A 21,801-nucleotide genomic window follows, 5' to 3' on the forward strand; every position below is an offset into this window, starting at 1 on the left:
CGGGTTCTGAGGGCGCTCCGGCGTTTGCGGCGTCTGCGGCTTGTGCGGGCTGTGCGGGTTCTCCCGCCTCTGCCGGCGGCGTGAGCACCGTACGGATCGCCTCCAGCGAGAGCCCCGCCTCCTTCGCCCGCAGGATCATCGCCGTCCGGACCGCGTCCGCCGCCCCGTACACCCGCCGGCCCGCCGCGTCCCGTGCCGGGTTCAGCAGACCCACGCTCTCCCAGTGCCGCAGCACATGCGTCGCGAGTCCGAAGCGGCCGGCCAGCGCGCCGATGGTCAACGGCCGCTCGGTGTCCGGCTGTTCGCTTGACTTCATGTCGACATGAAACGGCAGCGTGGGGCGCATGTCCATGCCGTCGGCGGCCCAGCCGCACCCCAGCCCGACCACCCGTCTTCTCGCCCTGCTCGACCGCTTCGACGACCTTCCGTCGGCGCGACGGCTCCGCGCCGACACCTACGAGCTCCTCGCCGCCGCCCCCGGCGCCCGGGTCCTCGACGTCGGCTGCGGGACCGGGCGGGCCGTGTCCGAGCTGGCCGCGCGGGGCGTACGGGCGGAGGGAGCCGACATCGACCCGGAGGCCCTCGCGCTCGCCCGCGCCCGCCACCCGGGGCCGCCCTTCCTGCGCGCGGCCGCTGCCGAACTCCCGTACGCCGACGGCAGCCTGGACGGCTACCGGGCCGACAAGGTCTACCACGCCCTCGAGAACCCGGCCCGCGCCGCCGCCGAGGCGCACCGGGTGCTCCGGCCCGGTGGCCGGATCGTGCTCGTCGGCCAGGACTGGGACACCCTCGTCCTCGACTCCGACGCGCCGCGACTGACCCGGCGGCTCGTCCACGCCCGCGCCGACCGCGTCCCGTCCCCGCGTGCCGCCCGCGCCTACCGCGGGCTCCTCCTCGACGCCGGCTTCACGGACGTCACCGTCGAGGTCAGGACGGACGTGCACACCGGCACCGAGATGCTTCCGCTGATCACCGGCATCGCCGAGGCGGCGCGTGCCACGGGCGCGTTCGGCTCGGCCGAGGTCAGGGACTGGCTCGCCGAGCAGCGCCGCAGGGCCGAGACGGACCGCCTCTTCCTGGCCCTGCCGCTCTTCCTGGCCGCCGCGACACGATGAGATGATCACGCACATGCCCATAGGAACCGTGGTGGCGCGGCAGCGCGTGGACGACCTCGACGCGGCCGTGCCCTTCTACGAGAAGCTGACCGGCGCTCCCGCGCACCGCTTCGCCCACGCCGGGGTCGACCTGGCGAGTGTCGGACCCTTCCTGCTGTTCAGCGGCTCGGACGAGGCCGTGGCGCAGGTGGCCCGGGTGGCCGCCACGCTGACGGTCGCGGACGTGTCCGAGACGGTCGCGGAGGCCGTGGCGGCCGGAGCCGAGGTGGTCGTACCGGCCGCGCCGACGCCGAACGGACACCGTGCGGTGCTGCGGCACCCGCACGGCGGGGTCTACGAGTACGTCGGACCCTGACCCTGCTCCCGGCCCTGCCTCCGTCCCTGTCCCTGTCCCTGCTCTCGGCCTCGGACGCCGGCTGGGCGCGGCTCCATCGCGTACCGGTGGAACGGGCCCTTCGGCAGGGGCAGTCCGGGGACCCAGAAGCCCAGGGCCTGGGCCGAGGGGAGGAAGAGGGACTCCGGCAGTCGGTCGGGCGGGAACCACTCCCAGCGGTCGATCTTGTCCGGCTCGGCCACGGCGGGCGTTCCCGTGTGGGCGTGGACGACCGTCGCCGCGGTCATCCGGGTGAGCGCGGCCGAGGTCGCCGTGTCGAGGATCAGCCCGATCACGGAGACGTCGGCCGGCGAGGCCACGAGCGTGGTCTCCTCCGCGAGTTCACGCACCGCAGCCTGCTCGATCGACTCGCCCGGCTCCACCTTGCCGCCGGGCAGCTCCCAGACGCCCGAACGGTGCAGACCGAGCAGCACCCGTCCGGCTTCGTCGGTCACGACCACGCCCGCGCCCAGGGAAGCCTGGGCGTCGGGCGGCTGGGCGTTGCGGTGGGCGGGGACGGTCATGGCGGATCTCCTCGTGCCGGGTCGGTGACGCCTCCCAGCCAACACCATGGAGCCGATCCGCCGTTCGCGGGGCGGAGCCGTCACGGCCGGACCCCGCACAGGCCGGACCTCGCGCCGGCCGGCCGCCTCACAGGACCGCGATGCCCAGCGGGCGGGACCCCGCCGGCAGGCGCCGCGCGGAACCGTCCGTCAGATCCACGACCGTCAGACCGTCCCAATACCCGTCGCGGGTGAAGCCGCCCGTGACGTAGGCGGTGCGGCCGTCCGCGGACACGGCGACGTCCTCGTGCGGACCGTCCAGCGGGTACACCCGCTCGGAGCCGTCCGGCGCGCGGACCGTGAGCGAGGGCCCTCGGTCGGTGTCGGGATCGATGGGGCCGGTGCCGACGGTCAGGAGGGTGCCGTCGGGGGTGACCGTCACGCCGTGCTGGTGGGTGTTCGCCGTCATCGGCCGGATCTCCGAGCGGCCGGTGCGCGGATCGACCACCACGAGCCGCTCGCCCTCGAAGGGCAGCAGGAGCCGCCCGTCCGAGGGCCGTACGGCCGCGTAGTGGGGCTTCAGCCAGGAGCCGAGCCCGCCCTCCGTGCCGTACGGGGCCACCTCGATCCGACGGGTCCGCAGCGTGTCGGCCCGGACGACGGTCACGTCGAAGGAGTCGTGGTTCGTCGCGTACACCTCCGAGCCGTCGCGCGAGACGTCCACGTCGAAGGGGCGCCGGCCGACCGGCACCCGGCCGGTGACCTTCAGGGACGCGGTGTCGACGACCTCCAGCGCGCCGTTGCCGCCGGGCACGTTGACGCCGACGTAGACCCGGCGGCCGTCGGGGGACAGCGCGATGCCCATGCCGCCGCCCCGGTACTCGCCGTCCGTCACGGGACCCGACGCGGTCCGGTACGGCACGAGCGCGAGCCGCGTACGGGTCGCGGTGTCCACGACGGCCACCCCCTCGGCCGTCGCCACCCAGGCGCGTCCGTCGGCGCCGACGACCAGGCCGTACGGTGCGGTGCCCACCTCGACGGAGGCGAACGGGCCCCGGGCCGGGTCCACGAAGGTGACGGTGTCGGAGCCGAAGTCGGCGACCAGCAGCGTGCCCTCGGGCGTGCGGCCCGACGGCGAGGGCGCCGCGTTCGCCGCGGGCGGGGCGGCCGTCGCCGGGCGGCTCCCGGCCGACGGGGCGGGCGCGGGGCCGCCCTGGGCGCCGCAGCCCGCGAGCAGGGCGACGGAGGCGGCCAGCACGGCGAGGGCGCGGGATCGGTTCACGGGCGGAGCTCCCAGAGGGCACGGGCGGACGGGCGGAGGTGGGGGAGCGCACCGGAAGGCGGCCCGCCCCCGTATCCCATGGTCCGTCCGCTCCCACCGGCCCCGGGTCAACCGATCGGCTGACCCGCCGCTCGCGCCTCCCGGCCGCTGGGGCATACTGTCGCCCCCTTGATCAACAGAATGTTTAAGGAGGAGTCTTGGCCGCCAGTTTCAAGACGGTCATCGAGGTCGGCCCCGCCCACCTCGCCCAGGCGGAGGCCCTCGGCCGCGCCTTCCAGGAGGCCATCGCCCCCGCGACCGTGAACTTCGACTTCGACCACATCCGCGACGCCGCCGCGGCGATCCCCGACAGCGACATCGTCCGGATGGTCCGCGGCTGGGGCCTCCAGGAGGAGGCCCCCGTCCTGGTGATGGTGCTCTCCCTCAAGGAGGCCGTACGCCAGGCCCTGCCGCCCGAGTCGGCGGAGGCGTCCTTCTGGGACACCATCGAGCGCGAACTCGTGAGCGCCTTCACCGGCCTCGCCGAACAGGAGGGCATGCCCGGCCTCTCCTACTACGAGGAGGGCCCCGACCGCACCCGCTACTACCGCGACCTGTTCTTCGCCCTGCAGGACGAGGAGACCGGCGCCTACCTGTACGCCATCGCCTTCTGCATCGACGTCACCATCGGCCTCGACAAGGCCCGGGTCGGCGCGCTGCGGATGACCGACACCGCCCCGTTCGCCCTCCGTCTCAACGCGATCGTCGTCCGCCAGGACCTCGCGGCCGTCGCCGCCTGACCTTCCGCGATCCGTCACGGCCCGCCGTCCCGGGCCATGGCCACCCGCGGGTACCGGGCGGTAACGTCCCCCCGCGGCGAGGACCGGCGACACGGGGAGACCGGCGGAAGGGGACCACGGCATGGCGAACGAGCGGTTCGGCGACTATCAGAACGAGATCTACCTGGGCGGACTCTTCGGCACGCTGCCGAAACTGCCCATGACCTTCACCGAACTGGAGCGGCGCGCCGAGGCCGCGCTCCCGCCCTCCGTCTGGTCGTACGTCGCCGGAGGCGCGGGCGACGAACACACCCAGCGCGCCAACGTGGAGGCGTTCCACCGCTGGGGCCTGGTGCCCCGGATGATGGTCGGCGCCGCCCGGCGCGACCTGTCCGTCGACCTGTTCGGGATCCCGCTGTCCACCCCGCTGCTCATGGCACCCGTCGGCGTCATAGGCATCTGCGCCCAGGACGGGCACGGCGACCTCGCCACCGCCCGCGCCTCGGCCGCGACCGGTGTGCCGATGATCGCCTCCACCCTGAGCGTGGACCCGCTGGAGGACGTCGCCGCGGCCTGTGGTGACACCCCGGGCTTCTTCCAGCTCTACACCCCGACCGACCGCGCCCTCGCCGAGAGCCTCGTGCACCGCGCCGAGGCGGCCGGATTCCGCGGCATCGTCGTCACGCTCGACACCTGGGTGACCGGCTGGCGTCCCCGTGACCTCGCCACCGGCAACTTCCCCCAGCTTCGCGGCCACTGCCTCGCCAACTACACCTCAGACCCGGTCTTCCGGGCCCGGCTGGCCAAGGCGCCCGAGGAGGATCCCCAGGCCGCCGTCCTGGAGTGGACCGGCATCTTCGGTCACCCGCTGACCTGGGACGACCTGCCGTGGCTGCGCTCCCTCACCGATCTGCCGCTGATCCTCAAGGGCCTCTGCCACCCCGAGGACGTCCGCCGGGCCAGGGACGGCGGAGTCGACGGGATCTACTGCTCCAACCACGGCGGGCGCCAGGCCAACGGCGGACTGCCCGCCCTCGACGCCCTGCCGGACGTCGTGGCGGCCGCCGACGGACTCCCGGTCCTCTTCGACTCGGGCGTTCGCAGCGGCGCCGACGCCGTCAAGGCCCTCGCCCTCGGCGCCACCGCCGTCGCCGTCGGCCGCCCCTACGCCTACGGCCTCGCCCTCGACGGCACGGCCGGCATCGTCCACGTCCTGCGCTCCCTGCTCGCCGAGGCCGACCTCGTCATGGCCGTCGACGGCTACCCCACCCTCGCGCACCTCCGGGCGGACGGAGCCCTGCGCCGCCTCTGACGGCCGGCCCGGGCGGGCCGCCCCCGCCGCGCCACCATCCGCCGGGCCTCGGCAGCCGGCGTGCGTGGGAGCACAGGGGCGGTATGTGGCCCCGGACGCGCGGTCCTCGCGACCGCCCCTGCCCGGGGCCGCCCACCTCCCGCCCCCCGGGGCGGGATCACCGGCGGCCGAGGACCTCGGCGATGCGGGAGAAGCCGTCCGTGCCGTGGCCGAGCGCCACCGTGCGGCGGGCGATGGCCTCGGCGGCCCGCATCACGCCCGCGTCGATGCCGTGGGCCTCGGAGGCGTGGACGACATGGGTCATCGTGGACACCGCCGAGGTGAGCGGGTTGCCCTCGCCGGAGAAGGTGCCGCTCTCCACGTCCTCGGCCAGCTCCTGGAACAGCGGGGGCAGGATCGCTCCGATGCCCTGCGCCAAGGGGGCCAGCTCGCGCGGCGAGACGCCTTCCGCGCCGGCCAGGGCGAGCGCGTGGGCGTAGCCCGTCATCGCGGTCCAGAAGATGTCGAGCAGCGCGATGTCGTACGCCGCCGCGCGGCCGACGTCCTCCCCGAGGTGGGTGTGGGTGCCGCCCAAGGCGTCGAGCACCGCGCGGTGTTCCGCGTAGAGGTCCGCCGGACCGCTGTGCAGGAACACGGCCGCGGGCGTGCCGATGGTCGGCGTCGGCGTCATGATGGCGCCGTCGAGATAGGCGATGCCGTGGTCGGCGGCCCACCGCCCGGTGTCCCGGGCCCGCTCCGGGATGTCGGCGCTCAGGTTCACCAGGGTGCGCCCCTTGAGCGCGGCCGTGACCTCCTCCTGGCGCAGCACGGCGTCCGTGGCGTCGTAGTTGACCAGGCAGACCACGGTCAGCGGGCTCGCCGCCACCGCCTCGGCGGCGCTCGCCGCCCCGGTCGCGCCCCGCTCGACCAGCTCGCGGTCACGGCCCGGCGTGCGGTTCCACACGGTGGTGCGCACACCGGCGGCCAGGAACGCGCCGGCCAGCGCCCGGCCCATGGGGCCGAGTCCGATCACGGTGACGGACCGCTCCGGCGTGGGCTGAGGGGAAGAAGACATGACGGAACTCCCTTATAACGGAAGGCAGGAAAGCGGAGACGCCGAACAGGCGAAAGAGAAGGACGAGGACGATGGCGCGCATGCGGACCAGGCAGACGAACGTGTGCGGCGTGACCGCCGCCGTCGCGGTGATCGACGGCAAGTGGAAGACGCTGCTGCTCTGGCTGCTCGAATCCGGCCCGCACCGGCCCGGCGAACTGCGCCGGAGGGTGCCGGAGATCAGCGAGAAGGTGCTGACCCAGGCGCTGCGGGAGATGGAGGAGGACGGTCTCGTGCACCGCGAGGTGTACGACGTGCTGCCGCCGAAGACCGTCTACTCGCTGACCGACGAGGGCCGCGAGCTCTCCGAGGCGCTGGCTCCGCTGTCGGAGTGGGGCCACCGCCGGCTGGACCGGCTCGTCGCGCAAGCGGAAGCGGAACGCGCCGTGTCCTGAGGTTCCTGTCGCCTCGTCGATCTCCTTTCGTTCGGCTGTCACCAGGCTCTCCCGGCGGCCGTCGCCTCACAAGTACCCACAAAAAAGTGGGTAGGACATGGGCTCCGGCCGCCCCGTGAGGGTGAGTCGCGTCCCCGGTGAGGCCGGCTAGCCGGCCTCACCGGTACGGCGGCCCCGCCGCGGCCATCGGCGGCGCCGGGGCCGGTCGGGCAGCCAGCCGAAGGCCAGCGAGCTGCCCACCAGACCGAGCAGCATCCCGACGAAGAAGCCGCCGAGGTTGGACGTCACCCAGGTCGCGAGCGACGCCAGCACACCGATCACCGAATAGAACAGCCGCTGGCGGGGGTTGGCCACGATGAGCACACCGCAGACGATCATCATGATCGGCAGCACATAGCCCGCCAGGCTGTCCGCGCCGGCCGCGAGGACCACCGACACGCTCGCCCGCTGGGTCACCAGGATCTCCGCACCGCCGAGCGCCAGCGCGAGGCCCGCCCCGAACGGACGGCGGTGCCGCCAGCGCCGGAAGGCCCGCCAGGGGTGCCGGCGCCGGCGCTCCGCCGCCGGGGTAGCCGCGACGGCCTCGTCCGTGCCCGGCGCCACGCTCAGCAGCCCTTCGAGCTGAAGCCCATGTGGAGATCGGGCAGCGTGAACCGGGTCGCGGTGGTGGCGTAGTTGGTCTGCCGCACGTTCTTGATGCTCACGGTGTCGGCCTGCTGGCCGAAGGACCCCAGCGGGCCCTTCACCGGGGGCTTGTCGAAGGTGCTGGCGTCCCCGCCGATCTCGATGTTGTCGAACTCCGCCGCCTTGGCGGCCATCGCCGTCGAGTCGGTGGTCAGACCGGATGCCTTGACCGGGGTGCCCTTGTTGCCGGCCGTGATCAGCAGATGGGTGCCGCCGAGCTCCACGCTCTGGCACAGGTTGGTGAGCTTGGCCTCGCGGATCGCGGTCACGATGACCAGCACCTGGCCGCCGGTGTCCCCGGCGTTGGGGCTGCCCTCGGCCATGTTGTCCAGCGCGCCGAACTGCCCGAAGCCGGTGCCCTCCAGGGTGTCGGCGGTGACGGTGAACGGCAGGCCGGAGATCGCGAACTGGGCGGCCAGGGCGCCCTGGGCGGTGAGCACCACCAGGGTGCTCGCGGCGAGGAGCGCGGGTACGCCCATCAGGGCGGCGCGGCGGTAGCGGACCCCGCCGCGTCGCTCCGCCTCGCCCGGCGAGGGCGGGGGAGTGGGGTCGGTGGTGCCTTCGGACAGGGCCATGCGGTGCTCCTGACATGAATGAGGGAACGGAGCGCGGCGACGTCCTGGCGCGGACGGTTCCCCCATCCACCTGGGTCTTCCCGGACTCGTGCGGAGGCGGCCGTGCCGCAGGGAACCGAAACGGACCGTACGCGCGGTTATAACTCGCGTCAACTAGTCAGTAACAAAAGCCTGTTGACGATCTTTCAGGCACTCGGTCAAGCGTCGCCCCGCCGATCGTCCTCTGCCGGCTCCGCCGGCCGTTCAGCCCCGTTCGGGGCGTGCGAACGGCGTCACGACGACATGCACCAGCACGTCCAGGAGCCCCGGAAGCCCATCGGACCCCTCACTCGCGTCCGCGAACCGGCCCTCGTCCACCGCCCGGTGCACCGCCGCGTGCACCGCCCCCACCACCGTGTCCACCAGCTCCGCCCGCTCCACCCCGGCCGGCCCCGGCGGAGCGTCCGCGAAGAACCGGCGAAAACCGGCCAGAAGTTCGGTGCGCGCCCGGCGCCCCGCGGGCCCGATGGACTCGATCTCCACCACCATCGTGGCGAAGGCCGGCGTCTGCGCGAGCAGCGCCAGCAGCACCCGCAGCCCGGCCCGCACCGCGACCGGCCAGTCGCCCGCGCCCCCGGCCTCGTCGTACGCCCGCTGCATGGCCCGCAGCACCGTCTGCGTACCGCCCCGGTACGCGGCGAGCACCGCGTCCTCCTTGCCGGAGAACAGCTCGTAGAAGACCGGGCGGGTCACCCCGGCGGTGCGGCAGATGTCGCTGATCCGCGCGCCCGTGTAGCCGTTCGCCGCGACCGTGCGGGCCACTCCGTCCAGGAGCCGCTCCCGCTGCCGGGAGGCCACCTGCTCGGGGGTCAGCCGGCGCGGCCCGGGGCGCAGCGAGCGCTCGGGCTCGCGGCCCGTACGGGCCCCGGGCAGGACCAGTTCCTCCTCGGCACCGCGAACGCTCGTCATCGGCCACATCCTTCTGCGGTTGTTGACGTCACATACTCGACAGGATTACAACCCTCGTGGGTTTTCCTCTCGGTGCTCCGGGCGATCCGGTGGAGCCGCACCCCAGTGGGACGGGATGCGCCCCCGCCGCGCACCGCACACCGAGTATTACGCTCCACCCCGTATCGCGACACCGCTGCCGGAGATCCGTGGCGCCGGATCGTTCCGGCGGCGGCCGTCGCCCTCGTGGTGCCGTCGTGTCACCGCGCCTCCGTGCCACCGCCTCCCCGTCCCCCGCGGCCGGGTCCGGCGTGCCGCCCGGTGCGTGATCCCCACCACGGCGCACCCCCTCGTACTCCCCCTGTGCGCGTACGTCCCCCGTGCGCGCACCGCATCCACGCCGACCATCGCGTTCTTCCACCCTCCGCCATCGTGCGAAAGGAACCCCCATGGACAAGCGTGTTCTCTCCGCGGCCTTCGGTGCCGCCGTCGCCGCCGTGCTCGCGGTGACCGCCTCCGCCTCCGCGACCGCCTCCGCCGGCAACGTCCTGACCACCGGAAGCCCGACCGGCCCCGCGGTCGCCTCCGGTGACGTCCTCTCCGCCTCCCTGGCCTCCGGGTCCCAGGCGAAGATCGTCACCACCCAGGGCGGCAGCAGCGGCATCACCTGCAACAGCTCGGCGTTCACCGCCACGGCGAACAGCAACCCGACCGCGCCCGGTACGGCCACGGAGACGGTCACGGCCCACACCCTCAGCAACTGCACCACCAACATCAGCGGCGCCACGGGCGTCCAGAGCATCACCGTCAACAACCTGCCGTTCGCCGCGGCCGTCACCTCCGGCGGAGCGCTCACGGTCTCCGCGGGGGCCGCGGGCCCGATCCAGACCACCCTGAAGATCAACACGATCCTCGGCGTCACGACCTGTGTCTACCGGGCCGGCAGCCTGACGGCGACCCCCTCCAACACCGACAACTCGCTCACCTTCGCCAACCAGCACTTCACCAAGTACAGCGGCCCCAGCACCTGCCCGGCCAACGGCTACTTCAGCGCGAAGTACGGACCGGTGCGCGACACCAGCCAGACCGGCAGCCCGGTGGTGTTCGTCAACTGACCCGACCCAGCGCCCCGTAGGGCGGGGCGGCGCCGGAGCCGTAGGGCCACCGGTGCCGCCCCTTCCGCCTGCCGTCCCCGGCCCAGGCCCGTCCCCGACTCATGCCTGTGTCGGATCCGTGCCCGTCCCCGCGCTCACGCTTGTGCCGGGCCCGCCACGTACCGCAGCACCGCACGCGCCGCGCGAGCCACCGCCGCTCGGGTCTCCTCGGTGTGCTCCGTCGTCTCGAAGCCGTGGTGGGCACGAGGGAGGTCGACGAGGTCGACGGTCGCGCCCGCGCGATCGGCGGCGGTACGGAAGGCGTCGACCGTCGTCCCAAAGGCCGGGTGCTCCAGGCCCACCCGGGTCAGCACCACCGGCGGGCTCGACGCCCCCACCGCCCGCACCGGGTCGAAGCGGGCGGGCACCGCCCGCCAGTCCGGCGGCGGCGCCAGGACCGGGTAGGTCAGGGCCACGCACCGCAGCCACGACGGCGGCGCCGCCAGCCAGTCCGCCGCGAGCAGACCGCCGGCGGAGAAGAACCACAGCGCGATCCGCTCCCCGTCGACCCGGGGGTCCGCACGGACCAGCTCCACTGCCTCGGTGACGTCCTCCGCCGCCCGCGGATAGTCCGCGAGCCCGTACAGCCGGTGGTCCAGGGTCGCGCCGACCGCACCCAGGCCGGCCACGTGACGCCCGTACCCGAGGAGGGTCGGGGAGTCGCGCGGAGTGGGCCGCTGGTCCGGTGAGACCGGGCCGCCGTGCACGAACAGCACGGCGGGGCGCGGCCCTTCCGCCTCCGGAAGATGCAGGTCGACCCGGCCCCGGCGCTCCCGCGGCCGCTCCGGTACGTCGAGCGGGAAGGTCCCCGCGTCGGCGGGCCGTGCCCCGGCGGACGCCGGTACGGACAGCCGCGTCCCCTCGTCGGCCGCGGCCCGGAGCAGCACCTCGGCCAGCGGGCCCGGCGTGGAGAGCATCGGCCAGTGACCGGTGCCGAGTTCGAAGAAACCGACCCGCGGATCGGCCAGCACCCGGAACCGCGGCGGTCCCGACGCCACCAGCATCTCGACCATCGAGATCCCCGAACCGTTCGCCGTGCACAGCACCCCCGTCGTCGGCCGGTCGAAGGGGTTGCCGGTGAGCCGCAGCGGCTGGGTGAGCGTCCGCACGGGCTGCGGCACGGCCAGCCGGTCGAGCCGCTCCAGGGCCTCGGCGGACAGACCCGCCGTGCTGCCCCAGCGCTCCCACTCCGCGCCCACCGGGGCGGGCACGAGCCCGCCGGCCGCCCCGGCGACGGACCCTTCCGGCAGCGAGGCCGTCGCCGGATCACCGTCCGCCGGCATCCCCGCGTCCAGATACACCACCCGGCCGCACCGATCCGGCCGCCGGTCGACGGCCCCGAGCACCGGATGGATCCCGTAGTCGTGCCCGACGAGCACCACCTCACCGGCCCCGGCCGCCACGATGCCGTCGACCACCCGCACCACGTCCTCGACATGGGTATCGAGATCCACGTCCGCCGCCCCGAGGGTGCTGCCGGGCTCCATGCCGGAGAGCGTCACGGCGTACGCCTCGGCCCCGGCCGCCCGCAGCCGCGCCACCACGTCCCGCCACACCCACCCCCCGGTGAAGGGCCCCGACACCAACACGAAAGCCGTCATCACGCACTCACTCCTCGCCTCGCACCGACCCCACGCGCCACATCCGTGCTGCGTGGCCGTCGGCACCGTAGGAACTCCCCCAGGGGGAGGTTCAAGGACAGGCCCTCCGTACGCTGGTGCGCATGGGCCTGGACCGCACCGTGACCACCTCCGCCCCCGCCGCCGAGGCTGCCGCCGCCGAGGACTGCGGACCGTGGAGCATCGGCGACCTCGCCGAGCGGGCCGGCGTCACCGTCAAGACCGTCCGCTTCTACTCCGACCGCGGACTGCTGCCGGAGGCCCGCCGCAGCGGCGGCGGTCACCGGCGCTACGGTCCGGACGCCCTGGAACGGCTCCGGCTCATCCGCTCGCTGCGCGCGCTCGACCTGCCGGTCGCCGACGTCGGACGCGTCCTGGACGAGGACGACGCGCTGGAGGACGTCGTCACCCACCGCCTGGCGGACGTACGGGGACGACTGGCCGCGCTGCGCTGGCGCGAGGCGGCGCTGCTGCTCGTGCGGGACGGCGTCCCGGCGGAGCGGGCCGAGCGGCTGCGGCTGCTCGGCGGGATGTCCCTGCCGCCCGACACGACGGCCCTCGCCCGCTTCTGGCGGCGCACCCTGCCCGTACGCCTGCCGGCGCGGCTCGCCGCCTCCGTCGTCGACGCGGCCGTACCGCGCCCCCCGGACGAGCCCACCCCGGCCCAGGTCCTGGCCTTCGCCCGCCTCCACGCCCTCGTCACCTACGCCTCGGCACCCGTCCTCCACCTCGCGGACGTGGAGCACCGGCCGAGCGTGCTGTACGAGGGCCTGGCCGAGGCGTACGAACTGGCGGGGACGGGGTCGGTGTTGAGGGCGGGGGCGGGAGTGCCGTCCGAGCAGTCGCTCGACTGCTTCGTCGCCGCCTACGCCTCCGCCCTCGGCACCCGCGACAGCCGCGGCTTCCGCCGCCGTCTCGCCGGCCTGCTGACCCACGGCGCCGACCCATTGATCGGCCGCTACTGGCACCTCGCCGCCGAACTGTCCTCCGGCCCGACCGCGGGTGCCCTGCACGGCCGTCTGTGCGGTGCCCTGAAGTCGGACACAGGTGTCACCCGAACTGCCTTGTAGTGACTCGATTTGACGTTACGTCAGGACTCCGCCAGCGCGAGCCAGATCTCGGACAGGGCGAGACCGTGCTCGCGATGCACCGCCCCACAGGGACACCCCAGGGCGGCCCGGCGCCAGTCACAGTCCACCGTCCACGGGCCGTCCTTGCCCCCGCACTCCGGGCAGCGGATCGTCTCGGCTGCCCAGACGCCCGGAGCGGGCCTCGTGCAGCGGCGGAACCTCCCCACGTGGTGGGCCCGCCACGGCTCGACCGGCGGGGTGAGCGGGACGGCGTGGCGCCCGCTCGTCGCCATGAGCGCGGTGAACAGCTCGGCCGGATCGGCGAGCAGGGCTTCGCCCGCTTCGGTCGGGGGCGGCTCCGTCGCGTCGCCGTACCGGGGCGCGGCGGCGGCGCGGGGCGCGTTCGGGTACGCGTGCCAGGGCACCAGGGCGCGGGCGACGGCGGCCAGGAGCGCGGCGAGGGACGGACTGACCTCACCGGCGTCGAGGTGATGCACGGTCGTCCGGAACACCCGCTGCAGCCGCCTGTCCCGGTCCCTCGCCCGCACCCGCCCCGGAAGCGGGGCGACGACCCGGGCGAGCACGTCCCCGACCGCCTCGGCGTCCACGGGAGACAACCCCCACGCCCCCGAGGCCAGCAACCGTCGAACCCTCGCGGACTCCCGAACGAGAGCCCGCACCGACGGAACCCGGGGTGCCGGGGCGACCTGCTTCGACTCCGGGCCGCGCTCGCCGGCGTGGCCGACGTCTGACGGAACGTTCTCATCCATCCGCCGATTCTCGCAGGCGCGGGTGGGTGATTGGCGGACGAGCTGCCGCCCACGCGCGCTCGGCCGCCGGGGTACTCGGGAACTCGGCCAACCGGTCGCCTGGGCCCCAGGCTGTCTTGCACCTGGGCGCTAGGCCGTGTCCGGAAAGTCCCGCCTGGTCCACGGCGCCTGGCACGCCGCTCGCCTCCGCACCCCTTCGGGCGCGGAGGCACTCCCACCGTGCTCCACCTTTCGAGCGCAGGCGGACCCCGCTTGCCCTGCCCGCCGCGCAGACGGCGCTGCTTTCCGGACACGACCTGGGCCGCCCGGCCTGCGTGCCCGCTAGGCACTGTCCGGCGGGTCTGAGGTCAATAGGATCTGACCATGATTAACGTGCAGGTCCGCGGCGAGAGCGGCACGATCGAGGCCCGCGCCAAGCACGGTGTGGTCTGGGGTCCAGCGCTGGCCGGGCTCGACCCGTCGGAGTTTCCGATGCTGGGGCACCTGTTGCCGTACGCGGATACTGTTTTCAACCACCGGCAGGTGTCCACCCTGCTGGAGGAGATACCGAGGCTGCCTCCGGGCGTGCTCACCGATGAGTTCGCGCGCGAGCTCATCGAGCTCGGCCAGACAGTTCTCGACGGACAACACTTGTACTTGTGGTTCCTCGGGGACTGAGACAGCAGGTTGCCCCAGCCCCGGAGCCACAGTCGGACGGCTGGGGTGGTGACGGTGCCGTGGAAGACGTAGGCCCGTTTGTCATAGCGGGTGGCGACGGCCAGCGCGTTCTTCAGCCGGTTGATTGTCCGTTCGACCTCGTTGCGTCGCTTGTAGATGTCGCTGTCGAAGCCGGTGGGCCGGCCGCCCTTGCTGTCGCGCCGTTTACGGTTGGCCCGCTGGTCCTTCGGCTCGGGAATCGTGTGCTCGATCTGGCAGGTCAGACCGCCCCGGGGCAGTCCGAGTCTCTCGTCAGGGCGGTGGTGCCGGGGCGTCGTCCTTTTTGCGGGACGCGCGGCTTCTTCATGCGGGCCCCGGCCGCGTGCTGATGAGCACGGCAGGATGTTGAGTCGACGCTGACCATGCTCCAGTCGATCCGGCCCGCGAGGTCTGCATCGGCCTGGACAGCACGCAGGATCCGGTTCCACGCGCCGTCCTCCGACCAGCGTCGGTGCCGTTCGTAGACGGTCCTCCATCTGCCGAAACGCTCAGGAAGGTCCCGCCACGGTACGCCCGTTCGGACACGGAACAGGATCCCGTTGATCACCTTGCGGTGATCGTTCCAACGTCCGCCGCGCCGTCCGGCACCGGCAGATACGGCTCCAATCGGCCCCACTCGGCATTCGTCAGATCTAGGCCGTTTCGCGGCTGCGGAGGAGCTGGGCCTCCACGCGGCGGATGCTTTCCTGGTAGCCGTGGGCCAGGCCCAGTTCGCGGGCGCGGGTGAGGGCGGCGTGGGCCTCGGTGGGGCGGCCCAGGTCGAGGAGGGCGGCACCGGCCGTGGCGGTGAGTTCGCTCTGGCGGATGCCGACCAGGCCGTTGACGGTGTCCCCGTCGAGCGCGAGGCCCTCGCGCGCGCAGGCGAGCGCGCCGAGCGGGTCGCCGACCGCGAGGAGCTGGCGCGCGCGGTGTTCCAGGGCGAGCAGCTCCGTCATCACGTCGCCGCTGCCCCGTACGAGTTCGGCCGCGCGGGCGGTGAGGGCGAGGGACTCCTCGGTCACGCCCGACCGGTCGAGGGCCACCGCGAGGTTGACCAGGGCGGTCGCCTCGCTGGACCGTTCGCCCGCGCGGGCCGCGAGCGCGGGCGCCAGCCGCAGGTGGACCAGGGCCTCGGACAGACGTCCGTCCTGCGTGAGCAGCCAGCCGAGGAGTGCCCGCGCACGGGACTCGGCGTCCGGATCGTCCACACGGGCCGCCGAGTCCACGGCGTCCTCCAGCAGCGGCACCCAGCCGTCGTGGCTGTTCCACAGGATGTACGGCCACTGGAGGATGGCGAGCCGCCAGGCCCGGTCGTGGTGCCCCGCCGCCCGGGCGGCGGCGACCGCCGCGGCGAGGTTGTCGCGCTCGGCCGCGTACCAGAGCAGCGCCGCGTCCCGCCCGGCGAAGTGCACGGCGCTGCGGGGCGCCCGGGCGTCCGGCGGGGCCGCGCAGCACGGCTGGTCGTCGGGCTCGGCGGCCCGCGTCGCGGCCATGGCGGTCAGCGTGTAGTGGTCGAGCAGGCGCAGCAGCGCGTCCTCGTCGGGCTCCAGGCTGCGCGCGTAGAGGCGTACGAGATCGTGCGCGGTGTGCCGGCCCGGCGCGTACTCCGTGAGCAGATGCGCGTCGCAGAGCCGGTCGAGGGCCTCGGCCGCGACCGCGGGTGTCCGGTCGAGCAGCGCGGCGGCGGCGTGACGGTCCAGGTCCGTCCCCGGCAGCACACCCACCTGGCGGAAGAGCCGGGCCGCCTCGGCCGGCAGGCCCTGGACGGTGAGCCGCAGCGCGGCGGGCACGCCCGGCCCGTCGGCGTCCTCGGCGCCGTGCACCGACAGCAGGGCCAGACGGCGCTGCTCGTCGGCGAGTTCGGCGGCCAGATCGGCGAGCCGCCAGTGCGGCCGGGCGGCGAGCTGGGCCGCGGTGACCCGCAGCGCCAGCGGCAGGCCGTCGCACAGCTCGGCGAGCCGCCGGGCGGCGGCCGGCTCCGCGTCGACCCGCTCCGCGCCGACCGCCGCCGCGAGCAGAGCGGCGGACTCGTCGAGCCCGAGCACGCCGAGCGGCACGGGCCGGGCGAGCTCCGTCACCACCAGGCCGCCGAGCCGCAGCCGCGAGGTCACGACGGTGGCGCTCCGCGGCCCGGCGGCCAGCAGGGGCCTGGCCCGGTCGGCACTGCGCACGTTGTCCAGGACGACGAGCAGCGCCCGGTCCTCGGTGAGGGACCGGTACAGCGCGGCGGCGGCCGTCGGCGACTCCGGCACGTGGCGCGGCGGCACGCCGAGCGCGGGCAGGAACTCCCGCAGCACGTCGAGGGCGTCGACCCCGTCGTCCGCGCTGAAGCCGCGCAGGTCCGCGTAGAGCACCCCGTCAGGGAAGCCGGCGGCCCGCCGGTGCGCCCAGTGCAGGGCGAACGCGGTCTTGCCGACGCCGGCGGGGCCGGTCACCAGCGCCACCCGCGCGCTGTCCACGGCCGCGTCGAGCGCGGCGAGCTCCCGCTCGCGCCCGAGGAAGCCGCGCGGCGTGCGGGGAAGCAGATCGGGTGCCGGCCGGACCGGGAGCCCGGCCGGCGGGGGTGCGACGGCGGTCTCGTGGTCGTGCCCGTGGCTCGACGGAAAACCGCCGGCCGGGGACGTGCCCGGCCCCGAGGGACCGGCATCGGGAAAGCCGGAGCCCGGGAAACCGCCGTCAAAGGAACCGGACCCGGAAGAATGAGACCCGGAGGAAGCGGCATCGGGGTAACCGGAACCGGAGAAGCCACCACCGGAGGCGTCGGGTCCGGAAGAACCGGCACCGGGGACAGCGGCACCGGAGTAGCCGGACCCCGAGGCACCGGCACCAGTGCCACCGGGCCCCGAGGAACCGGCACCGGGGAACCCGGACCCCGAGGAACCGGCCCCGGTGACGGCGGCACCGGAGAAGCCGGACCCCGAGGAACCGGCCCCAGAGCCACCAGCCCCCTCGGAACCGCCACCGGCATCCGCGGACCCGGTCCCCCTCGAACCCCGGCCCGAGGAACCGGACCCCCGGGCGCCTTCGTGCGGGCGGCCCGCGACCGGGGTGCCGTTGACCGGGGCGCCCCCGTCCCTGCCACCGTCACCCGCCGGCCCGCCCGTCCACGTTCCCGCGTGCGGCCCGGCCGGCTCCCCGTACGCGCCCGTCACCGTGACCTCCGGCCACGGCACGGTCTGGCCGGCCGTCGGCAGGCCCCGCAGGACCGCCTCGTAGGCGGCCCGCAGCGCCGGGCCCGGGTCGACGCCCAGGTCCTCCGACAGTTGGGTGCGGGTGCGGTGGTAGCAGTCCAGGGCGTCCGACTGGTGTCCCGCCCGGTAGAGCGACAGCATCAGCGCCGCCGCCAGCGACTCGCGCAGCGGGTTCGCCGACGCCTCCGCGCGCAGCAGAGCCGCCGCCTTCGCGTGCTCGCCGAGCCGGCCGTACGCCGCCGCGAGCTGCTCGACCGTCTCGATCCGGGTCTCCTCCAGGGCCCGGGCCGCGGCGAGCAGCGGCTCGCTCGCCACCGTGCCGGTCAGTGCCGGCCCGCGCCACAGCGACAGCGCCTCACGGAGCATCAGGACCGCGTCGGCCGGGTGCTTCTGGTGCCCGGCGAGCTGGACCAGATCCTCGAAACGGTGGGTGTCGAGGAGCTGCTCCGGCATGCGCAGCTCGTACGCCTGGGCGTGGGTGGTCAGCTCGACCCCGTAGTCGCTCGCACCGCCCTGCTCGAAGAGCGCGCGCAGCCGGGAGACGTGCCCCTGGACGACCGTGCGGGCGCGCGCCGGGGGCGCCTCGTCCCAGACCGTGTCGATCAGCCGGTCGACGGGGACGACGGCGTTGGCGCGCAGCAGCAGCGCCGCGAGTACGCTCCGCCGCTTGGCGGGGCCGAGCGGCAGTTCACCTGCCTCGGCCGCGATGGACACCGTCCCGAGCAGGCGGAACTCCACCCGGCCCTCCCTGTCGCTCTGTTTCGTGGGGTCCCAGTATCCCCACCGGCGCGCCCAGGACCTTTGTCGGAACCCTCCAGACGTCGGAAGAGGCCGGAACCGGACGGTGCGGGCCGGAACCGCCCGGGACCCTCCGCAACCGCCCTGGACCCTCCGCAACCGCCGCGACCGGCCGCACCCCGCCGGGTCAGGCGTAGGGATCGAACGGGATGCCCGCCGGCTTGGAGCGGGACAGGGCGTTCGCGAAGTCGGCGTCCCTGATCTTGAGGGTCGCCGAGCCGAAGTCCGCGCCCGTGAGCTTCTCGCGCAGGCCGGCCGGATAGCCGTTCCAGCCGACCAGGCGCGGGTAGAACCAGCCGCCGGTGGCGTTCTCGATCTGCTCGTCGGCCGTGCCGGCGAAGCGGTAGCAGTGGGTCGAGGCGCCGTCCTTGTGGTAGACGATCTTGGGGTGGGTGCCGTCGAAGCGGATCGCCGAGCGGGCGGCCACCTGGTAGCCGCTGTGCTGCGAGACCGACACGTACTGGACCTGGTCGCCGCTGATCCAGACCACCACGTGCTCCCAGTCGTGGCGGTGCCCGATGGCCAGGGGCCCCCAGGTGGCCTGGTCCTTCTCGTAGTAGCCGGCGTAGACGACGGCGCACCAGCCGTTGTTGCACTTCGCGCGGGAGTAGGAGTTGGCCGCGGCCAGTTGGGCGGCGTCGTGGCACTGCCCGTTGACGGTGCCGCCCAGCTTCAGGCCGGGGTTGAGGGTGCCGTCGGCGCCGATGGCGGCGGTCATGTAGCAGCCGTCGGTGTCGAAGTCGTAGGCCGGGGCGAAGGTCTGCTCCAGGCCGTCGGCGTTCTGCGGCAGCGGCTGGAGGACGGCGGCCTGAGCGGTGGCCGGGAAGCCCAGGACGAGGGCCAGGGAGCACAGGACGGCGGCGAGCGCCGACCTCCGGCGCCTCGACGGGGATATCAGGTGCACGTCAACTCCTCGGGTGTGGGGGAGGGCTGCCAGACCTTCGCAGCAGGGCGCGCGGACCGTCAACCACCGTGCGGGGAACGGTGGGTTACGGAAAAGCGGTGCGGGTCCGGCTCGGGGCGCACGGCCGCCGCACGGTGGGGCACGGCGGGCGGACGGGAGGCGCACGAGGAGCGCACGGACCGTCAAGCGGGCGGCGCCGCCTTCGTCGGATCGGGTGGGACGCGCCGGAAGATCGCCGAACACGGCGCGGGACACGGCAGGATCGGAGTGCGGGGTCACAGCCGAACGGGAGCCGTGGGGGCTCCCGCACCCCGCACACCCGAGCGTCGTGCGCCGACATCGCCGCTCCCACCGCCCCCGGAACGAGGCTCCGCTCCGGGGGCGGTGTCGTGCACGGGTGACGCCGCCCCGGGGTGGTGGGCGGGGTGGGCCGGCGAGACCGTTCCGGCGTCAAGTACCGGCCCGGGCCAAATTGTCTGACATCCCGTCAGTAGTGGCGGAAATCGCGCCTGGACACCCCTACCGGCCGGTTCTACTCTCAAGTCACTTTGCGCGTACCCCCCACCCCACAGGACCGCCCACGCGCATCCGCACCTCCTCGCTCCCCTCACTCCGACACCGAGGAGATCCCCATGTCCAAGCTGCTCGTCTCCGCGACCGGGCTCGCCGCGGCCACCGCGCTCACCTTCGGCGCCACCGGCCCCCAGGCCGCCGCGTCGACCACGCTGCTCCCGGCCGGCCACTCCTTCTCCGCCCAGCTCACCGGCAAGGCCACCTTCGTGGCCGGCTCCACCACGATGACGTGTACGGCCTCCGCCTCCGTACCGACGACGACCGGAGCCAACAACAAGGTCCCCGCCGCCCCCGCCAACCACAACGCGGCCGGCCCCGTCACCGTCCCCGTCAGCCCGCCCACCTTCAGCGGCTGCACGACCAACATCTCCGGGGTGAGCGTGACCGTCACCAGCAACGCCGCCAACGGCGCCTGGACGCTCACCACCCAGAACGGCGCCCCGGTGACGGGCGGCTTCACCATCCCCAAGGGCGGCGTCGTCCTGAAGACCAGCGGCCTCGCCTCCTGCACCATCACCGCCTCCCCGAGCGGCCCCACCACCGTCAACGGAACCTGGACCAACGGCGCCCCCTCCACCCTGGCCATCGCCAACGCCCCCGTCCCGGCCGCTGTCACCGGCGGCTTCCTCTGCCCGACCGGCAACCAGTCGGCCACCTTCAGCGCCACGTACCGGATCAGCGACACGACCGACCCGTCCCAGCAGATCACCGTCACAGGCTGATCCCTCGGGGCCCTCGGAGCCGGTGCGGGCACCTCACCCCGCACCGGCCGTTCCGCTTCCAGCCGGTTCGCGGGACTCGCCCCGCGACGGCCCCGACTTCGGCATCCTGGTGGCCTGAAGTACGCCTCCGGCGGGGCGAGTCGGGGAGCCGGGGGAGTCGGGGCGGGCAGCGGAGGGGGTGGCGTGGCCGATGAGTGCGCGGGAACGGGATGCCGAGGGACGGACGGCGGATCAGGACGCGGAGCAGGAGGGTGCGGCGAAGGATCAGGACGCGGAGCAGGAGGAGACCGGCCGGGCGGAGGCCCGCACGCGCGGGCGGCGGCGGCCGAGGGCCAGGACGGTCCTGCTCACCGCGCTCGCCCTGCTCGTCGGGGCCGTGCTGCTCACCGCCGGCACCGGCTACTGGGCATACCAGCACTACACCGGGCGGGTCCAGCGGATCCCGCAGACCTTCCCGACGAACGCGCCGGTGCCCGCCGCCTCCAAGGGCGGACAGAACTTCCTCCTGATGGGACTCGACTCGCGGTCCGACGTCCCCACCACCGGCAGCGACGCCAAGGGCAGGCTCTGGACGTACGGCGACCAGCGCAGCGACGCGATGATGCTCGTCCACATCCCGGACGACCACTCCGCCGCGTACGTGGTCTCGCTGCCCCGTGACTCCTGGGTCGACGTCCCGGGCCGCGGCCGCGCCAAGCTGAACGCGGCCTTCTCCTGGGGCGGACCGCCGCTGCTCATCGACACCGTCCAGCGCCTGACCGACGTCCGCGTGGACCACTTCGCCGTCATCGACTGGAGCGGCTTCCGCAAGCTCACCGACGCCGTCGGCGGCGTCGACATCCTCATGTCCGACGGGGAGCGCCGCCACATGGACGGCGAGCAGGCCCTCGCCTACGTCCAGGAGCGCAGGAACCTGCCCAACGGCGACTTCGACCGCACCCACCGGCAGCAGAACTACCTGCGCACGGTCCTGGAGAAGGTGATGACCTCCTCGTCCCTCAAGGACCCGCGCGGACTGAAGAGGACCCTCGACATCTTCACCGAGACCGTCAGCGTCGACGAGCGCTTCGGCGACGAGGAGATGCGCCGGCTGATCTGGAACATGCGGGAGGTCCGCGCCGGCGACATGACCTTCATGAACGCCCCGGTGAAGGGCACCGGCACGGAGAAGGGGCAGTCGGTGGTCCACCTCGACCGGGCGCGCTGCGCGGAGCTGTGGCAGGCGTTCAAGGACGACGACCTGGCGACGTACGTGAACACCCACCCCATCGACCGGCTGCGCCCGGCGACCCACTGACGCCGGACGCG

General features: G+C 74.0%; 20 protein-coding genes and 2 pseudogenes. 10 read left to right on the plus strand and 12 right to left on the minus strand.

Features of this window, described 5'->3' with window-relative positions:
* Nucleotides 1–85: 85 nt before the first annotated feature.
* Nucleotides 86–316, minus strand: a pseudogene (locus ABZ135_RS21000) (MerR family transcriptional regulator); the annotation flags it as partial.
* 28 nt (nucleotides 317–344) lie between these two features.
* On the opposite strand from ABZ135_RS21000, the gene ABZ135_RS21005 reads away from it, so the two are divergent.
* Together ABZ135_RS21005 and ABZ135_RS21010 are read left to right on the plus strand one after the other, a co-directional pair.
* Entirely contained in the window at nucleotides 345–1,115 is a 771-nt protein-coding gene (locus ABZ135_RS21005) for a methyltransferase domain-containing protein (RefSeq protein ID WP_356697732.1), read from the plus strand.
* A 13-nt stretch (nucleotides 1,116–1,128) separates the two neighbouring features.
* Complete coding sequence (locus tag ABZ135_RS21010; RefSeq protein WP_356697733.1) at nucleotides 1,129–1,470, plus strand: VOC family protein; 342 nt, start codon at nucleotides 1,129–1,131, stop codon at nucleotides 1,468–1,470.
* Here ABZ135_RS21010 and ABZ135_RS21015 read toward each other — a convergent pair.
* Complete coding sequence (locus ABZ135_RS21015) at nucleotides 1,449–2,012, minus strand: NUDIX hydrolase (RefSeq protein WP_356697734.1); 564 nt, start codon at nucleotides 2,010–2,012, stop codon at nucleotides 1,449–1,451. The two genes, ABZ135_RS21010 and ABZ135_RS21015, sit on opposite strands and share 22 nt — an antisense overlap.
* A gap of 127 nt (nucleotides 2,013–2,139) precedes the next feature.
* Nucleotides 2,140–3,288 carry a YncE family protein gene (locus tag ABZ135_RS21020; protein ID WP_356697825.1) on the minus strand — a complete coding sequence of 383 codons (1,149 nt, stop codon included), beginning with the start codon at nucleotides 3,286–3,288 and terminating at the stop codon, nucleotides 2,140–2,142.
* A gap of 182 nt (nucleotides 3,289–3,470) precedes the next feature.
* Between ABZ135_RS21020 and ABZ135_RS21025 the strand changes: the two genes are divergently transcribed.
* Both ABZ135_RS21025 and ABZ135_RS21030 read left to right on the plus strand, forming a co-directional pair.
* Nucleotides 3,471–4,052, plus strand: coding sequence for a Type-2Aa cytolytic delta-endotoxin (locus tag ABZ135_RS21025; protein WP_356697735.1), 582 nt, complete (start codon nucleotides 3,471–3,473; stop codon nucleotides 4,050–4,052).
* Between the two features lie 121 nt (nucleotides 4,053–4,173).
* The gene (locus ABZ135_RS21030) at nucleotides 4,174–5,343 is read left to right on the plus strand and encodes a lactate 2-monooxygenase (protein ID WP_356697736.1); all 1,170 of its coding nucleotides are present in this window, start codon (nucleotides 4,174–4,176) and stop codon (nucleotides 5,341–5,343) included.
* Between the two features lie 157 nt (nucleotides 5,344–5,500).
* On the opposite strand, the gene ABZ135_RS21035 is transcribed toward ABZ135_RS21030, so the two are convergent.
* The gene (locus ABZ135_RS21035; protein WP_356697737.1) at nucleotides 5,501–6,397 is read right to left on the minus strand and encodes an NAD(P)-binding domain-containing protein; all 897 of its coding nucleotides are present in this window, start codon (nucleotides 6,395–6,397) and stop codon (nucleotides 5,501–5,503) included.
* 71 nt (nucleotides 6,398–6,468) lie between these two features.
* Between ABZ135_RS21035 and ABZ135_RS21040 the strand changes: the two genes are divergently transcribed.
* Nucleotides 6,469–6,831 (plus strand): helix-turn-helix domain-containing protein, encoded by a 363-nt coding sequence (locus tag ABZ135_RS21040; protein WP_356697738.1) that lies wholly within the window; start codon nucleotides 6,469–6,471, stop codon nucleotides 6,829–6,831.
* A 147-nt stretch (nucleotides 6,832–6,978) separates the two neighbouring features.
* Here the strand turns inward: ABZ135_RS21040 and ABZ135_RS21045 are convergent, their stop codons facing one another.
* The 3 genes from ABZ135_RS21045 to ABZ135_RS21055 form a co-directional block, all read right to left on the minus strand.
* The gene (locus ABZ135_RS21045) at nucleotides 6,979–7,434 is read right to left on the minus strand and encodes a DUF6114 domain-containing protein (protein ID WP_356697739.1); all 456 of its coding nucleotides are present in this window, start codon (nucleotides 7,432–7,434) and stop codon (nucleotides 6,979–6,981) included.
* A gap of 2 nt (nucleotides 7,435–7,436) precedes the next feature.
* Complete coding sequence (locus tag ABZ135_RS21050) at nucleotides 7,437–8,090, minus strand: DUF6230 family protein (RefSeq protein WP_356697740.1); 654 nt, start codon at nucleotides 8,088–8,090, stop codon at nucleotides 7,437–7,439.
* Between the two features lie 243 nt (nucleotides 8,091–8,333).
* Nucleotides 8,334–9,038 carry a TetR/AcrR family transcriptional regulator gene (locus tag ABZ135_RS21055; protein WP_356697741.1) on the minus strand — a complete coding sequence of 235 codons (705 nt, stop codon included), beginning with the start codon at nucleotides 9,036–9,038 and terminating at the stop codon, nucleotides 8,334–8,336.
* 428 nt (nucleotides 9,039–9,466) lie between these two features.
* Between ABZ135_RS21055 and ABZ135_RS21060 the strand changes: the two genes are divergently transcribed.
* Entirely contained in the window at nucleotides 9,467–10,132 is a 666-nt protein-coding gene (locus tag ABZ135_RS21060; protein ID WP_356697742.1) for a Tat pathway signal sequence domain protein, read from the plus strand.
* A 134-nt stretch (nucleotides 10,133–10,266) separates the two neighbouring features.
* Here ABZ135_RS21060 and ABZ135_RS21065 read toward each other — a convergent pair whose 3' ends face one another.
* Nucleotides 10,267–11,772 carry an alpha/beta hydrolase gene (locus ABZ135_RS21065; RefSeq protein WP_356697743.1) on the minus strand — a complete coding sequence of 502 codons (1,506 nt, stop codon included), beginning with the start codon at nucleotides 11,770–11,772 and terminating at the stop codon, nucleotides 10,267–10,269.
* A 122-nt stretch (nucleotides 11,773–11,894) separates the two neighbouring features.
* Between ABZ135_RS21065 and ABZ135_RS21070 the strand changes: the two genes are divergently transcribed.
* Nucleotides 11,895–12,860, plus strand: coding sequence for a MerR family transcriptional regulator (locus ABZ135_RS21070; protein ID WP_356697744.1), 966 nt, complete (start codon nucleotides 11,895–11,897; stop codon nucleotides 12,858–12,860).
* A 20-nt stretch (nucleotides 12,861–12,880) separates the two neighbouring features.
* Here ABZ135_RS21070 and ABZ135_RS21075 read toward each other — a convergent pair whose 3' ends face one another.
* A complete protein-coding gene (locus ABZ135_RS21075) occupies nucleotides 12,881–13,468 on the minus strand; it encodes a hypothetical protein (RefSeq protein WP_356697745.1) in 588 nt (195 codons plus the stop codon).
* 525 nt (nucleotides 13,469–13,993) lie between these two features.
* Here ABZ135_RS21075 and ABZ135_RS21080 point away from each other — a divergent pair.
* Complete coding sequence (locus ABZ135_RS21080) at nucleotides 13,994–14,287, plus strand: hypothetical protein (RefSeq protein ID WP_356697746.1); 294 nt, start codon at nucleotides 13,994–13,996, stop codon at nucleotides 14,285–14,287.
* Between the two features lie 20 nt (nucleotides 14,288–14,307).
* On the opposite strand, the pseudogene ABZ135_RS21085 reads toward ABZ135_RS21080, so the two are convergent.
* The 3 genes and pseudogenes from ABZ135_RS21085 to ABZ135_RS21095 all read right to left on the minus strand — a co-directional run.
* Nucleotides 14,308–14,956: pseudogene (locus tag ABZ135_RS21085) on the minus strand (IS5 family transposase); the annotation flags it as partial.
* A gap of 2 nt (nucleotides 14,957–14,958) precedes the next feature.
* On the minus strand, nucleotides 14,959–18,234 hold the full coding sequence (locus ABZ135_RS21090) for a transcriptional regulator (protein WP_356697747.1): 3,276 nt from the start codon (nucleotides 18,232–18,234) through the stop codon (nucleotides 14,959–14,961).
* Nucleotides 18,235–18,421: 187 nt separating this feature from the next.
* A complete protein-coding gene (locus tag ABZ135_RS21095) occupies nucleotides 18,422–19,198 on the minus strand; it encodes an NPP1 family protein (RefSeq protein WP_356697748.1) in 777 nt (258 codons plus the stop codon).
* A gap of 632 nt (nucleotides 19,199–19,830) precedes the next feature.
* Between ABZ135_RS21095 and ABZ135_RS21100 the strand changes: the two genes are divergently transcribed.
* Together ABZ135_RS21100 and ABZ135_RS21105 are read left to right on the plus strand one after the other, a co-directional pair.
* On the plus strand, nucleotides 19,831–20,493 hold the full coding sequence (locus ABZ135_RS21100; protein WP_356697749.1) for a hypothetical protein: 663 nt from the start codon (nucleotides 19,831–19,833) through the stop codon (nucleotides 20,491–20,493).
* A 190-nt stretch (nucleotides 20,494–20,683) separates the two neighbouring features.
* The gene (locus tag ABZ135_RS21105; protein WP_356697750.1) at nucleotides 20,684–21,790 is read left to right on the plus strand and encodes an LCP family protein; all 1,107 of its coding nucleotides are present in this window, start codon (nucleotides 20,684–20,686) and stop codon (nucleotides 21,788–21,790) included.
* The last annotated feature ends 11 nt before the right edge of the window (nucleotides 21,791–21,801 follow it).

Origin of the sequence: Streptomyces sp. NPDC006339 (assembly GCF_040612775.1) — a bacterium.
Taxonomy (GTDB): Bacteria; Actinomycetota; Actinomycetes; order Streptomycetales; family Streptomycetaceae; genus Streptomyces.